Raw genomic sequence first — 14184 nt, 5'->3', positions numbered from 1 at the left:
CATATTGAGCTGCTTGCTGTTGCCGCCGAAGAGCTGATCGAACAGGTTTGCGCTGCCGCCGTCGCGGTTCGCTTCCTGCAAAGGCGCACGCCGAGGCGCAACGGTGTCGTCGCGGCAGCCATTGGCGTCGAGCGCCGCCAGGACGCGTCCGCGATCGCGGCGAGAGCCACCGCCAGCCAGCCGCTCGCGCTTGTTTTGCAAGGCGTCGAGATTGGCATTCATGCGGTCGATGGTGGCGTTGAGCCCGGCGCATTGATTGAGGTTGCGGCCAAACAGCGAAAAACCGCACCCGGCCTGGCTCGCCTGGCTGCGAGCCTTCGAAATCTGCTCATGCTGCCTGGCAATCGCGGAATCGTATTTCCGGACTAGCGCCGGACCGCCACCGCCGCCGCGCGAGGACGCGGCAAGATCGGCTTCCAACTGGCGGCAGACCCGCGAAGCAGCCTGTGGCTTGGCTACTCCCCAGGTTGCGGACAACAGCAGGCTAAGCAGCACGGCAGCATGCGCCTGCTTCCACCCTCCGGTTGCCATCCGCCCAAACTCCGCCTTCCAAATCCGACTGTTAGCCCCGCAAGGCTACCGTGTTCGCGGTTAACTGCAGTTTACCGCGAAATCCGTGTTCAGCCCAGATTGACGACCGCTTGTGCCTTGTGGGCGGCTTCGACCACGGCAAGCGCCGTCATGTTGACGACGCCGCGCGAGGTGACAGACGGCGTCAATATATGCGCCGGCATGTCGGTGCCGAGCAGGATCGGCCCGACATGCAGCGCATCCGTCATGGTTCTGAGCGCCGTCAGCGTGATGTTGGCCGAATCGAGGTTGGGGAACACCAGCAAATTGGCTTCGCCCTTCAGTCTCGAATGGGGATAGACGCGCTGGCGCAGGTGCTCCGACAGAGCAGTGTCCGCATGCATCTCGCCATCGCATTCAAGGTCAGGCGCGATGCGCGCCAGGATCGCCGCTGCTTGCCGCATCTTCAGGGCGCTGGGCGAATCGCGCGAGCCGAAATCGGAATGCGACAAGAGTGCTGCCTTCGGCTCGATGCCGAAGCGCTGGATTTCTTCCGCCGCCAGCACCGTCATCTCGGCGATTTCTTCCGCCGTCGGGTCGACGGAGACGTGGGTGTCGGTCAGAAAGATGATGCCGCGCTGCGAGATCAGCATTGAAAGCGTCGACAGGTCGTGGTCCTTGATGCCGGCGCGGGGGCCGATGATCAAGGTGACGTTGCGCAGATGCCGCTCGAACCGACCTTCGAGGCCGCAGACCATGGCGTCGGCATCGCCGCGTTTCAGCGCAAGTGCTGCGATCACCGTGTTGTCGGTGCGCACCATGGTGCGCGCGGCCTCCGTCGTCACGCCACGCCGGCCGGCGTGTTCGATCAAAAGGTCGACATAGTGGCGGTAGCGCGGATCGTCTTCCGGGTTGATGAGGCCGAAATCGACGCCGGGCTTGATGCGCAGGCCGTAGCGCTTCAGGCGCACTTCGATGACGTGCGGGCGGCCGATCAGGATCGGCTCGGCGATGCCTTCCTCGAGCACCACCTGGGCAGCGCGCAGCACGCGCTCGTCCTCGCCGTCGGCATAGATGACGCGCTTGGCGCTCGATGCCTTGGCGGACGAGAACACCGGCTTCATCACCAGGCCGGAGCGGAAGACGAAGCGGTTCAGCTTGTCGATATAGGCGGCAAAGTCGGTGATCGGCCGCGTTGCGACGCCGGTGTCGCAGGCTGCCTTGGCGACCGCGGGCGCTATGCGCAGGATCAGCCGCGGATCGAAGGGCGAAGGGATCAGGAATTCAGGGCCGAAGATCGGCGTCTCGCCGGAATAGGCGCGGGCAGCGACGTCCGAAGGTTCCTCGCGTGCGAGCGCCGCGATTGCCCGCACCGCCGCCATCTTCATCTCCTCATTGATGGCGCTGGCGCCGCAGTCGAGCGCACCGCGAAAAATGTAAGGAAAACACAGTACGTTGTTGACCTGATTGGGAAAATCGGACCGGCCGGTGCAGATCATCGCATCCGGACGCGCTGCACGCGCTATTTCCGGCATGATCTCCGGATTGGGGTTGGCCAGCGCCAGGATCAGCGGCTTCGGCGCCATGTGCTGGAGCAGTTCCGGGTTCAGTACGCCTGCCGCCGACAGGCCGAGAAAGACGTCGGCGCCCGAAATGACGTCGGCCAGCGTGCGCGCCTCGGTGTCCTTCACATAGGGGTCTTTCCAACGATCCATCTCATCGGTGCGGCCCTTGTAGGCGACGCCGAAACGGTCGGTGACCCAGATGTTTTCGACCTTGGCGCCGAGCGAGACCAGCAGGTTGAGGCAGGCAAGGGCGGCAGCCCCGGCGCCGGAGGTGACGATCTTGATGTCCGATATGGTCTTGCCGGCGAACTCCAGCCCGTTGAGCACGGCGGCAGCGACGATGATGGCGGTGCCGTGCTGGTCGTCGTGGAACACCGGTATGCCCATGCGGGCCTTCAGCTGTTCCTCGACCTCGAAGCATTCCGGTGCCTTGATGTCCTCGAGGTTGATGCCGCCGAAGGTCGGCTCGAGGGCCGAGATCGTCTCGACCATGCGCTCGATAGCGGGCGCGTCGATCTCTATGTCGAAGACATCGATGCCGGCGAACTTCTTGAACAGGACGGCCTTGCCTTCCATGACCGGTTTGGAGGCCAGCGGGCCGATATTGCCGAGGCCGAGCACGGCCGATCCGTTTGTGACGACACCGACCAGATTGGCGCGTGCGGTGTAGTCGGCGGCGGTCGCCGGATCGTCGCGGATTTCCAAGCAGGGGGCGGCGACGCCGGGGGAATAGGCGAGCGCGAGGTCGCGCTGATTGCCGAGCGGCTTGGTCGCCTGTATCTCGAGCTTTCCCGGCCTTGGGTGCTTGTGGAAGTAGAGGGCGGCTTCGTCGAGGTCCGAACGTGCCGTCTTTTTGCTCTCGCCTTCCATGCGGCCGCTCCCTCGAAATCTGGCTGGAGATTCCCTTTTAGCATGCACCCGTGGTTTTTCGCGACGCTAATTGACGCGCCGGCGGCAATACCCGGCGGCGCGTAGAAAGCCTTGGACAATCAAATACTTATGACGATTTTCTGACGGACGTCTCCGACCGTTTCACGGATAAGTTGATCAAAAGGCGCTGACGTAAAGACCACCATCGACCGGTATGTTCTGCCCGGTCAGATAGCCGGCATGGACCGAGCACAGGAAGGCGCAGATCTGGCCGAATTCCTCCGGCGTGCCGAGCCGCTTGGCCGGAACATCGGCGCTGATGCGGGTCTTGCGCGCGGCTGCGGCCTCAGGGCTTTCGACTGTGCCGCCCTCATGCGGGCCGCGCAGCCGGTCGGTGTCGAGCTTGCCCGGCAGAAGGCTGTTGATGGTGACGTTGCGGTCGACAACCGTTCTGGCCACGCCGGCAAGGAACGAGGTCAGGCCGGCACGCGCGCCGGACGACAGGTCGAGGCCGGGAATGGGCACATAGACCGACAGCGAGGTGATGTTGACGATGCGACCGAAGCCGCGCGCCGCCATGCCGTCCAGCACGGCCTGCACGAGCTCGATCGGAGTCACCATGTTCTGGGTAACGCCTTCGAGGATCTTTTCGCGATCGAGCGTGCGGAAATCGCGAAGCGGCGGTCCGCCATTGTTGTTGACCAGGATGTCCGGCTCGGGGCAAGCCACGAGCAGCGCCTTCTGCACCTCCGGCTTCGAGACGTCGCCGACGACTTCCGTCACCGTGACGCCATAGCGCTCGCGCAACTCAGCGGCGGTTTTCGCCACCAGCTCCGCATTGCGTCCGTTGACGACGACGTCGCAGCCGGCTTCCGCCAGCGCCATGGCGCAACCGCGCCCAAGTCCCTTGCTCGAAGCGCAGACGATGGCCTTCTTTCCGCGGATACCGAGATCCATGACGATTTCTCCTGTGATTTGGCCGGCAAGCTAGTCCTTCGGCTGGACCAATCGCAACCGTCATACGGTTGTTGCATGAATCGGGGCATAGGCTCGCGAAAGCAACGGTGAAATCGCGATGTCCGGCCAAGAGCCCCGCACTTTCCGCAGCATGTTCATTTCCGACGTCCATCTGGGCTCGAAGGCGGCCAAGGCCGAGTTCCTGATCGATTTCCTTCGATATCACGATGCCGATATCATCTATCTCGTGGGTGACATCGTTGATGGCTGGCGGCTGCGGCGGAGCTGGCATTGGCCGCAGAGCCATAATGACGTCGTGCAGAAACTGCTGCGCAAGGCGCGCAAGGGCGCCAACATCACCTACATCGCCGGCAACCATGACGAGTTCGCCCGCCAGTTCCAGGGCGTGCATTTCGGTGGCATCGTCGTTGCCGATCGCGCCATCCACGAGACCGCCGACGGCAAGCGGCTGCTCGTCATCCATGGCGACCAGTTCGACACCGTGGTCCACAATGCGCGCTGGCTCGCCTATCTCGGTGACCACGCCTATGACGCGGCCATGCTGGTCAACCGCGTGGTGACGCGGCTGCGCCAACTGCTCGGCCTGCCTTATTGGTCGTTTTCGTCCTGGGCCAAGCACAACGTCAAGAAGGCGGTGAACTTCATCGGCTCGTTCCAGACCATGCTTGCCGACGAGGCGCGCCGTTCGCATGTCGATGGCGTCATCTGCGGCCACATCCATCATGCCGTCATCGAAAATTTTGGCGATGTCCAGTACATTAACACCGGCGACTGGGTGGAAAGTTGTACGGCTGTGGTCGAGCATTTTGACGGCCGCATGGAAATCCTGACCTGGGCGCAGGTGCTGCCCGAGGCGCCGGACGAGCCCTTTATCCCGCTGCTCATCGAGGACCGGGTAGGGCAGGCGGCCTAGTCCGAAGTCCTTTCGGACTTCGGAATCAATCAATTAGTCCAACCGGTTTCGTCCGGTTTTCGTCCATGTTAAGGGATCGATACGCGTTGCCCTCCGGTCGAATACAGCGCGATTGGATCGATTCATGTCCCTGCCGCAGCTCTCGCCCGAACAACTCGTCAAGCCGCCACATTTCGAACTGCGCATGAGCCTGATCTTCGCGACGCTTTTCGTGCCGCTCGGAACGCACTTGCCGTATTTTCCGCTGTGGTTGCAGGCCAAGGGTTTTCATGCCGAGCAGATCGCGATCATTCTGGCGGCGCCGATGTTCCTGCGCGTGGTGACGACGCCGCTGCTGACCGCGCTGGCCGACCGTGCCAGGGACCGCGCCGACGTCTATGTCGCGCTGATGGCTGCGTCGCTGCTTTTGTCGGCAGGTTATTTCCTGACACCCACCTATGCGATGGTGCTGGCGGTCTCGCTGGCGCTGACCATCGTCTGGACGCCGCATTCGCCGATCGCCGATTCGCTGGCTCTTTCGGGTGTCCGCCGCTTCGGTTCGAACTACACAAGCATGCGCAAATGGGGCTCGATCTCCTATTTGTTCGCCAATATCGCCGGCGGCTTCATTCTGTCGGTAACCGGTTCACAAGCCGTTCCGGTTATCATTCTGGTGGCGTTTGCCGCCGCCCTTGCCGCCGGCCTGCTGGCGCCGCGCCTTGGCCGTCCGCGGCGCGCCTCGCCGCTGTCGGCCACCGACATCCAGCATTCAGCGCCGAAGCTTCTCAACCCGTATTTCCTGTATTTTTCCACGGGCGTCGGCGTCATCACCGCCAGCCACGCATTCCTCTACGGTTTCGTCTCCATCTACTGGAAGTCGATCGGCCTCGGCGATTCGGTAGTCGGTCTCTTATGGGCTTGGGGCGTGGTGTCGGAAGTCTGCATGTTCATGATGTTCACCCGCTTTTTCGGCCGGTTCTCCGTCGTGTCGGTCATGGTGATGGCCGGAATCGGCTCCATCGTGCGCTGGATCGCCTTTCCGCTGGTCTGGCCGCTCGGCCTCGGCATTCCCGGCTTCTTCGCTGTCCAGTCGCTGCACTCGGTCTCGGTGGCGCTGGGGCTGATCGGGCTGCAGAAGATGATCGGCGAAACGATCTCCGAGGAGCGGACAGGTGCCGCGCAAGGCATTGCCTATTTCTCCAACGGCTTCTTCATGGCGGTGGTGACGCTGGCGTCCGGCCCGCTCTACGACCGTCTCGGTGTCGACGGCTTCTTTGCCATGATCCCGATTGCGTTGATCGGACTGGCGCTGATCGGCCTTGCTGCGCGCTCAGCCCCAGAGCGCCGTATCGGGCGGTGACACCAGCGATCCCTGGTAGACAAGGCCCGGTACCCGGTCGCGGGCAAGCAGCAGCGGACCGTCGAGGTCGACGAAATCGGCATGCTGGGCAAGCAGCACCGCTGGCGCCATCGCCAATGAGGTGCCGACCATGCAGCCGACCATCACGCCGAAACCGAGTTCGCGGGCGCGATCGCGCAGCACCAGTGCCGCCGTCAGGCCCCCCGACTTGTCGAGCTTGATGTTGACGGCATCGTAAAGACCGACAAGCGCTTCGAGATTCTTAGCCTCGTGCACGCTTTCATCGGCGCAGATCGGCACCGGATGGGCGATATGGCGCAGGATCTCGTCATGACCGGCCGGCAGCGGCTGTTCGATCAGCGCGATGCTTTGTTCGGCGGCAAAGGCGAGGTTCGCAACGATGTTGTCGTCGCTCCAGCCCTCATTGGCGTCGAGGATGATGCGGCTGTCTGGCGCTGCCTGCCTGACCGCCCGGATGCGGGCAATGTCGTTGTCGCCGCCGATCTTGACCTTGAGCAGCGGCCGCGCCGCATTGGCGCGGGCCTGCGCCGCCATCGCCTCCGGCTCGCCCAGCGACAGCGTGTAGGCGGTTTCGAGCGCCTGCAAGGGAACAGCACCTATCGCAACCGCCACCGATGTTCCGCTGAGCTTCGCCTCCAGATCCCATAGGGCGCAGTCTAAGGCGTTGCGGGCGGCTCCGGCCGGCATGGCATCGAGCAAGGCGCTGCGGCTGATGCCATCGGCGATCCGGCCGCGCATGGCGTCGATCGCCTCGCGCACGCCCTCAATCGTCTCGCCATAGCGCTTGTAGGGGACGCATTCGCCGCGGCCGAAATGGCCGCCGTCGCTGATCGTGCAGGAGATCACTTCGGCTTCGGTCTTGGAACCGCGCGAAATGGTGAAGGTTCCGGCGATGGGAAAACGCTCGGCCTCGACCGAAATGACACGCGCCATATTTTTCTGCTCCTGCTGTGCGACAAGCGTTGTCGGCAAATCGACAGGTCAGACCCGTCAGGCTAAACAGGACGCCATGTTGACCATCGGCAAGCGCGACGCAAGCGGCACGACCGCAGGGGAGGCTGACCACGAACCGCGCGTGGCGATCGGCGAGGAGGACGGCGTTCTTGGCTGCGCTTTCTCCGGAATCTGGACGACACGGACCGTTGCACTCGTCGACGCCGACATGCGCAAGATCGAAAAGCGAAGCGGCTTCAAAATCTTGGCGCTCGATGTTTCCAAGATCGAGAAGATGGACACTGCCGGCGCCTGGCTGATCGACCGGCTGGTCAGCGCCTTCGAGAAGAAGGGTGTCGAAATCCAGATGCAAGGCCAGAGCGAGATCGCTTCGATCCTGCTCGAAGCTGTCGGCGAGGCCGTGCGGCGCGAACCCGAATCCGGCCCGGTGCGACCGCCCAACATCGTCATTCGCGCGCTGGAGGCGGTTGGCCGCCGGGTCTACGAGATGCGCGACGATTTTCTGGCCTCGATGAACATCCTCGGCGCCACCATCCGTGGCGCGCAGATGAAGCTCGGCCGTGGCCATGCCGTCAACCCGGCGGCGATTTTCAACCAGATCGACCGTATGGGCGTCGGCGCCATTCCGGTGGTGGTGCTGATGTCGGCGATCGTCGGCGCCATCGTCGCCCAGCAGGGCGCCTATCAGCTCAGCTATTTCGGCGCCGATATCTTCGTCGTCGACCTCGTCGGCGTGCTGATCCTGCGCGAACTCGGCGTGCTGATGACGGCGATCATGATCGCCGGCCGCTCCGGCAGCGCGATCACCGCCGAGATCGGCTCGATGAAGATGCGCGAGGAGGTCGACGCGCTGAAGGTCATCGGGCTCAACCCGATCGGCGTCCTGGTCTTTCCGCGGCTCGTGGCGCTGGTCATCGCCTTGCCGTGCCTGACCATCATCGCCAATTTCGCCGCACTCGGCGGCGGCATCCTGGCTGCCTGGCTCTATTCCGACATCCCGCCCGCCGCCTTCATCGACCGGCTGCGCGTCGCCATCGATCTCAGCACCATCTTTGCGGGCCTGATCAAGGCGCCGTTCATGGCCATGATCATCGGCACGATTGCCTCGGTCGAAGGCATGAAGGTCGGCGGCAGCGCCGAATCGCTCGGCCAGCACGTCACCGCCTCTGTGGTGAAGTCGATCTTCGTCGTCATCATCCTCGACGGGCTTTTTGCCATGTTCTACGCAGCGATCGAGTTCTGAGATGAAGCTGCGAAACAGGAAAAGGGCGGGTGCATTGGCGGGTGACGCGGGCGAGGGCGATATCGTGCTTTCCGCGCACGACATCAGCGTTTCCTTTGCCGACAAGCTTATCCTCGACAGACTGTCGCTCGACATAAGGCGCGGCGAAATCCTTGGATTTGTCGGCGCCTCGGGTGCTGGCAAATCCGTTCTGCTGCGCACCATTCTCGGCCTGACACGCAAGCAGTCGGGCACGATCAGGCTGTTCGGCGTCGATATCGAGAAGGCTGATGATGCCGAGCGTCTGCGCATCGACATGCGGCTTGGCGTGCTGTTCCAGCACGGCGCCCTGTTCTCGGCGCTGACGGTGCTGGAAAACGTCCAGGTGCCGATGCGCGAATATCTCGACCTGCCGCGAAAGCTGATGGACGAACTGGCGATGCTCAAGATCGAGCTGGTCGGGCTGCCGCCCGACGCGGCGCAAAAATTCCCATCCGAACTGTCCGGCGGCATGATCAAGCGCGCCGCGCTGGCGCGGGCGCTGGCGCTCGATCCCGACATCGTCTTCCTCGACGAGCCGACATCGGGTCTCGATCCGATCAGCGCGGCGGAGTTCGACGAGCTGGTGGTCAAGCTGCGCGATACGATGGATCTGACCGTCTACATGGTGACGCATGACCTCGACACGCTGTTCACCGCTTGCGACCGGGTGGCCGTGCTCGGCAAGAAGAAAGTGCTGGTCGAAGGCACCATCGACGACATGCTGAAGAGCGAGGAACCGTGGGTAAAATCCTATTTCCGCGGAAAACGCGCCCGGCAACTTGATCTTGCGGCGCGCGCATAGCCATAAGTGGGACAATGGAAACCAGAGCCAACTACGTCATTGTCGGCATCTTCACGCTGGCCGCGATCCTGGCGGCGTTTGCCTTCGTCTACTGGACGGCGGCGATCGGCGACAAGGGCGAGACGACGTTGCTGCGCGTGCGCATTCCGGGCTCGGCCTCCGGGCTCGGCCGCGGAAGTTTCGTGCTGTTCAACGGCGTCAAGGTCGGCGACGTCAAGCGCGTCTATATTGATGTCGACAATCCGACGGTTGCCATCGCCGATACCGAGATCGACCGCATGACGCCGATCACCAAATCGACGCAAGCCGATATCGGGCTTGCCGGCCTGACCGGGCAGGCCAACATCGAACTCAAGGGCGCCGATCCCAAGGAGGTAAAGCTCCTCGACCAAGCGGAAAAGGAAGGCAAGGTCGCCGAGATCGTCGCCAACCCGTCGGCGGTGACCAACCTCTTGCAGACGGCGCAGAATATCTTCACCCGCGCCGACAAGGTGCTGACCGAGCTCGAAGGCTTCACCAAGGACGTTCGCGGGCCGCTGACGCAGACCGTCCAGAACGTCCAGACCTTCTCCGATGCGCTGGCCAAGAATTCGGACGGCATCGACAAGTTCCTGTCCGCGGCCAGCACGCTGGCCGATGAGCTGAAAGGCGTTTCCGGCAAACTCGACGGCACGCTGAAGGCGGCCGAAGGCCTTCTCAACGCGGTCGACAAGGACAAGATCAAGAGCATCGTCGCCAATGTCGACGCAGTAACCGGTAACCTCAAGCAGACGTCGAAGCAGCTCGACGGCGTGATCAAGAACGTCGATACAGCCGTGGGGTCGGTCAACGACTTCGCCAAACGGACGCAAGGCACGCTGGCCAAGGTCGACAACGTGCTCGACGGTATCGATCCCGCACAAGTGCGCTCGGCGCTCGCCAACATCCAAAAGGCCAGCGAGAGCGCCGACAAGGCCGCCGCCGACATCGCGGAGGTGACCCACAAGTTCGCCAACCGGGCCGACGACATCGACCAGACGATCAAGGACGCAAAGCAGCTCGCGCAACGGCTCAACGATGCCTCGGTGCGAGTCGATGGCATTCTAGCCAAGGTCGATACCTTGCTCGGGTCGGGGCAGGCCGACGGCGTGATGGCGGATGCGAGGGCGACGCTGAAGTCGTTCAAGCAGGTTGCCGACACGCTGAATGCCCGCCTTGGCGTCATCACCGACAATCTGGCGCGATTCTCGGGCCAGGGGCTTTCGAACGTCGAAGCGCTGGTGCAGGACAGCCGCCGTTCGATCAGCCGCATCGAGGAGGCGGTAACCGACCTCAGCCGCAATCCGCAGCGCATCCTGTCGGGTGGCGACGGCGAGGTTCGGCAATTCGATGGCAGGGCGCGGCGTTGACTTCGGCGCCGGCGCGCCCCAGAAACATGAGCCGCGAAAGCGGGTCGATCTTACGATCCGGGGACAACGGGGATCGCGCGTGAAGTCTGTGTGGGTGAAAACGGGCGGGTTGACATCGGCTGCGGCACTGCTTGCCTTGACGCTGGCCGGCTGTGCGGCGTTGGGCGGCAAGCCCGCGCCGCTCGATACGTTCGAGCTGTCGGCGCCGTCGGTCGACGCGCATGGCCACAGCCGCCGCCAGATCCTGATCGCGCAGCCGTCGGCGCTCAAGGCGCTGGACAGCCAGAACATCGTCATCAAGCCGTCGGATCGTTCGATCCAGTATCTCAAGGGCGCGCAATGGGCTGACCGGCTGCCGCTGATCGTGCAGGCGCGGCTGGCCGAGACCTTCCAGCGATCGGGCAGCTTTGCCGGCGTCGGCAAGCCGGGCGAGGGCCTGGCGATCGACTATCAGGTGATCGTCGAGATCCGCTCATTCGAGGTTCGGGTCGACGGCGGCGAACATGCCGAGGTCGATCTGTTCGTGCGGATCCTGAACGATCGCAACGGCGAGGTCCGTGCTTCCAAGAGCTTCACCGCAGCCGCACCCGTCTCGGGCAGCGGCAATCCTGCTTATGTCAGCGCACTCGACAAGGCGTTCGGCGACGCCGCCGGGCAGATCGTGCGCTGGACGGATTCGGTGATCTGAGCGCGACGCGCGCCGGAATCCCATCAGGCTTCTCTACCTACAAGTGGTCGAAGATCTCCGGCCGGAGCTTTCCGGTCTTCATCAGGTGCTGCAGGGTGTAGGTCACGGACAGCGCGTCATCGAGCGCATCGTGCCCCTGCAATGGCGGGTGCTTGACGCCGTAGTAATCCGCAAGCTTGTTGCTCGGCGTTCTCGCCAGATCCTCGATCGGCATTCCGGCTGCGATCAGCAGCTTGACGGCGTTGTCAAACCGGGTGGCCGGGATCGAAGGCTGAATGCCCCCGACATAGCAGCTGATGGCGATCATGTTCAATTCGTCCTTGCCCCAGGACCAGAATCGCGCCCCTTCGGAAAAACGATCGATGTCGGCGAGGGCATCCCCTAGTGCCACCCCTTTTGTCTCCAAATCTTCCTCGGTGATGCCGGTCAGTTTGGTGAAGAATGGGTCCAAGGCGTATCTCTGACCAAACCGGTCGACCGGTTTGATATAGGCCTTGTGTGTTCCGAGCAGGGGGAAGTCGCCTTCAAGTCCAAGCCTGACGGCGCCGATCTGTGCGATCACCGGGTCGGGATCGTGGGCCGCGCACCAGAATCTGCGTTGCGAGCCCTCCAGGCAAAGAAACTCGCAGTCGAAAATGATTGCCGTCTTCACGATCACACCCTGCGAGCGTTAGGGCAGCGGTACTGTGGATGAATTATAGCGCCGTCGGGAGATCGACTTAGGGCGGATTCCGAAGGCATCGATAGTCTCGCAAGACCTGTTGCGGGCAGGTTCAACGCGTGCCGGACGTTAGAGCAGGCACAGGCGGGACCATGGCCCGCCTGTTCAATTCCCGTCTTAGTGCAGGCGGCCGCTCGCATGCGCCAGCATGGTGTAGACCTTGCCGGTGTCCGACGTCAGGTAGGTCTGCGCCATGATGTTGTCGCGGTCGTTGCGTGAGACATCCTTGAGCAGCTTCTCGAAATCGTCGCAGTAGCGGTCGACGGCGGCGCGGAACTCGGCCTCGGCCTGATACTTGCGACGGATCTCGTCGAACGTCTGCTGACCCTTCAGCGTGTAGAGCCGCCTTGTGAACACGTCACGCTCGCCGCGCCGGTAGCGGTTCCACAGCTCGATCGAAGCATCGTGGTCGATGGCCCGCGCGATATCGACGGAGAGCGAGTTCAGCGATTCGACGACATGAAGGGGCGATCGCTGGGCAGGCGTAGCGCGGGGCGCTTCCGCAGTCGCTGGGGGAGCTGCCGACCTGAGGTCCTCATCGTTCGATGCCGCGGTCAGCAGATCGCGCACCCAGCCACCCTGCGGCGTGCGGGCGTTGGCATCGCCGCGCGGACGCGGTGCCGCCTCGGTCGGACGGTCAAGGTCGAGCGTGCCGCGCAATGCAGGGCCGCCCAAGGGCGCCTGAGGCGTGCGCAGGTCCGGCTGCGGTGCCGGTGCTCGGCGCGGCGGCTCGGCAGCGCGTGCGGCCGGCGCTTGCGGCGCCGGACGCAGGTTGCGTGGTTCGGACCCTTCACCGCCGCGGCCGGACTTGGCCACGATGTCCGAAAGCTCCTTCAGGGCGTTGATCTGCTCGGAAACGGCGCGGCGGATGGCCGAAGTCGATTCCTTGGCCTCTTCCGGCATTTCGATGACGCCCTTCTTGAGCTCGGCGCGGGTCAGGTCGAGCTCGCTCTTGATCGAACCCGCTGTGCGCCGCATCTCCTCGGTCGCATCGGCAAAGCGCTTGGTTGCCGAGTCGACGACGTCGGTGATGGCGTTGCGGATCTTGTCGGCCGACTCCATCGTCTTGCCTTCGGCGTTCTGCAGCGTCTGGCCGACGAGATTTTCGAACGAGCGCATGACCCTTTCGAGATCTTCCGACTTCTTGACCAGGCCGACGGCGAGGTCTTCGAGCGACGACTGCCGTTCGAGCGTGTGTTCGAGGTTGCTCTGGGCCGAGCTCAACAGGTCCGAAGCACTGGACAGCAGGCGGCTGTGCTCGTCGAACTTGGTGGCAATCGACGCGACCTCGCGCAAGGTGGACGACGACAGTTCCGTCAGCCTTGTCGTGTTCGAATCGACCAGACGTGCCGAGCTGGCAAAGGTCTGCGCGGCCTTCTCGGTGGTGGCGGCGAAGCTTTGCGTGCTGCCGCTCAGGCGTTCATCGACCTGGCCGAGATTGACCGCGGCCTGCTCGATCAGCTGACCGAGCTGCGAACTGGACTTGGTCATCCGGCCGATGAGGTCGGCGACGCTGTCGGACAGCGACGAGCGGGCACCCTCGACCGCCGACAAGGTTTCGGCGGTGCGGTTGGCGAGCGCGTCGACAAGTGCGGCATTCTCGCTGCGCAGCTTCTCGGTGGCGCGTTCTGTGACCTCTTCCATGCTCTTTTGCAGTTCCGAGCCGCCCTGGGCGAAGCGCTCGACCAAAGGCCGTGCGGTTTCGTCGAGGATCTTCGACATTTCGGCCGAACGCGCCGCGAGCATGGTGTTGAGTTCGCGGGTGTTGGCGCCGATCGTCTTGGCGGCATCGTTGGTGCTCTGGCCGATATGCTGGCCAACCGCGGTGAAGGTCTCGGCGATCACATTGGCGCGCGAGACGAGTTGCGCCTCGGCGTTCGACACCTGCTCGTTGAGCTTCTGGCCCATCGTCTCGGCCGTAAAGGCGAGGCGGTTCTCGACGCCCGAGACCTGCTCTTCGACACGGGCTGCCGCGGCCGCCGCGCTCGAGGCGAGACGCTCGTCGGCGCCGGCAAGCGCCTGCTCGATTTCGCGGGCATGCACGGCCATTTCCTGGCCGGTCCGCCTTGCGCGTTCGGCAACCCGTTGCTCGGTATCGGCAAAGGCGCCGACGATCGTCTCGGCATGCTCGCCGATCGTGGTGGTGCTGCTGGCGATGCGCGACACCAGAC

General features: G+C 63.6%; 10 protein-coding genes and 2 pseudogenes. 6 read left to right on the top strand and 6 right to left on the bottom strand.

All coding sequences use genetic code 11. From position 1 onward, the window contains the following. The 3 genes and pseudogenes from EN949_RS24680 to EN949_RS24670 form a co-directional block, all read right to left on the bottom strand. Positions 1-531 (bottom strand): annotated as a pseudogene (locus EN949_RS24680) (hypothetical protein); the annotation flags it as partial. Between the two features lie 89 nt (positions 532-620). Continuing rightward, a complete protein-coding gene (locus EN949_RS24675; protein ID WP_127371457.1) occupies positions 621-2945 on the bottom strand; it encodes an NADP-dependent malic enzyme in 2325 nt (774 codons plus the stop codon). A gap of 177 nt (positions 2946-3122) precedes the next feature. Next, a complete protein-coding gene (locus tag EN949_RS24670) occupies positions 3123-3902 on the bottom strand; it encodes an SDR family oxidoreductase (protein ID WP_127367134.1) in 780 nt (259 codons plus the stop codon). Positions 3903-4020: 118 nt separating this feature from the next. On the opposite strand from EN949_RS24670, the gene EN949_RS24665 reads away from it, so the two are divergent. Together EN949_RS24665 and EN949_RS24660 are read left to right on the top strand one after the other, a co-directional pair. Continuing rightward, a complete protein-coding gene (locus tag EN949_RS24665; protein WP_013531888.1) occupies positions 4021-4836 on the top strand; it encodes a UDP-2,3-diacylglucosamine diphosphatase in 816 nt (271 codons plus the stop codon). Positions 4837-4960: 124 nt separating this feature from the next. Further along, a complete protein-coding gene (locus tag EN949_RS24660) occupies positions 4961-6175 on the top strand; it encodes an MFS transporter (protein WP_127371802.1) in 1215 nt (404 codons plus the stop codon). Here EN949_RS24660 and dgcA read toward each other — a convergent pair. Further along, positions 6146-7129: an N-acetyl-D-Glu racemase DgcA gene (gene dgcA / locus EN949_RS24655; RefSeq protein WP_063167912.1), complete on the bottom strand. Its 984-nt coding sequence runs from the start codon at positions 7127-7129 to the stop codon at positions 6146-6148. The genes EN949_RS24660 and dgcA overlap by 30 nt on opposite strands. A 76-nt stretch (positions 7130-7205) precedes the next feature. Here dgcA and EN949_RS24650 point away from each other — a divergent pair, with 76 nt between their 5' ends. The 4 genes from EN949_RS24650 to EN949_RS24635 are packed head-to-tail and all read left to right on the top strand — an operon-like array spanning position 7206 to position 11292. Continuing rightward, positions 7206-8393 carry an ABC transporter permease gene (locus EN949_RS24650; RefSeq protein ID WP_063167913.1) on the top strand — a complete coding sequence of 396 codons (1188 nt, stop codon included), beginning with the start codon at positions 7206-7208 and terminating at the stop codon, positions 8391-8393. Between the two features lies 1 nt (position 8394). Beyond that, complete coding sequence (locus EN949_RS24645; protein ID WP_127366456.1) at positions 8395-9216, top strand: ABC transporter ATP-binding protein; 822 nt, start codon at positions 8395-8397, stop codon at positions 9214-9216. Between the two features lie 14 nt (positions 9217-9230). Continuing rightward, positions 9231-10604 (top strand): MlaD family protein, encoded by a 1374-nt coding sequence (locus EN949_RS24640; RefSeq protein WP_024503545.1) that lies wholly within the window; start codon positions 9231-9233, stop codon positions 10602-10604. Next, positions 10585-11292, top strand: a complete 708-nt coding sequence (locus tag EN949_RS24635; RefSeq protein WP_063167914.1) for an ABC-type transport auxiliary lipoprotein family protein — start codon at positions 10585-10587, stop codon at positions 11290-11292. Before EN949_RS24640 ends, EN949_RS24635 begins: the two co-directional genes overlap by 20 nt. A gap of 37 nt (positions 11293-11329) precedes the next feature. On the opposite strand, the gene EN949_RS24630 is transcribed toward EN949_RS24635, so the two are convergent. Together EN949_RS24630 and EN949_RS24625 are read right to left on the bottom strand one after the other, a co-directional pair. Beyond that, positions 11330-11944, bottom strand: coding sequence for a 3'-5' exonuclease (locus EN949_RS24630; RefSeq protein WP_063170226.1), 615 nt, complete (start codon positions 11942-11944; stop codon positions 11330-11332). Between the two features lie 186 nt (positions 11945-12130). Next, a pseudogene (locus EN949_RS24625) lies at positions 12131-14184 on the bottom strand (kinesin); the annotation flags it as partial.

Origin of the sequence: Mesorhizobium sp. M7A.F.Ca.US.007.01.2.1 (assembly GCF_003998165.1) — a bacterium.
GTDB classification, from domain to species: domain Bacteria; phylum Pseudomonadota; class Alphaproteobacteria; order Rhizobiales; family Rhizobiaceae; genus Mesorhizobium; species Mesorhizobium ciceri.
The sequence above is the reverse complement of the archived record's forward strand: the minus strand, read 5'-3'. Positions and strand labels throughout refer to the sequence as shown.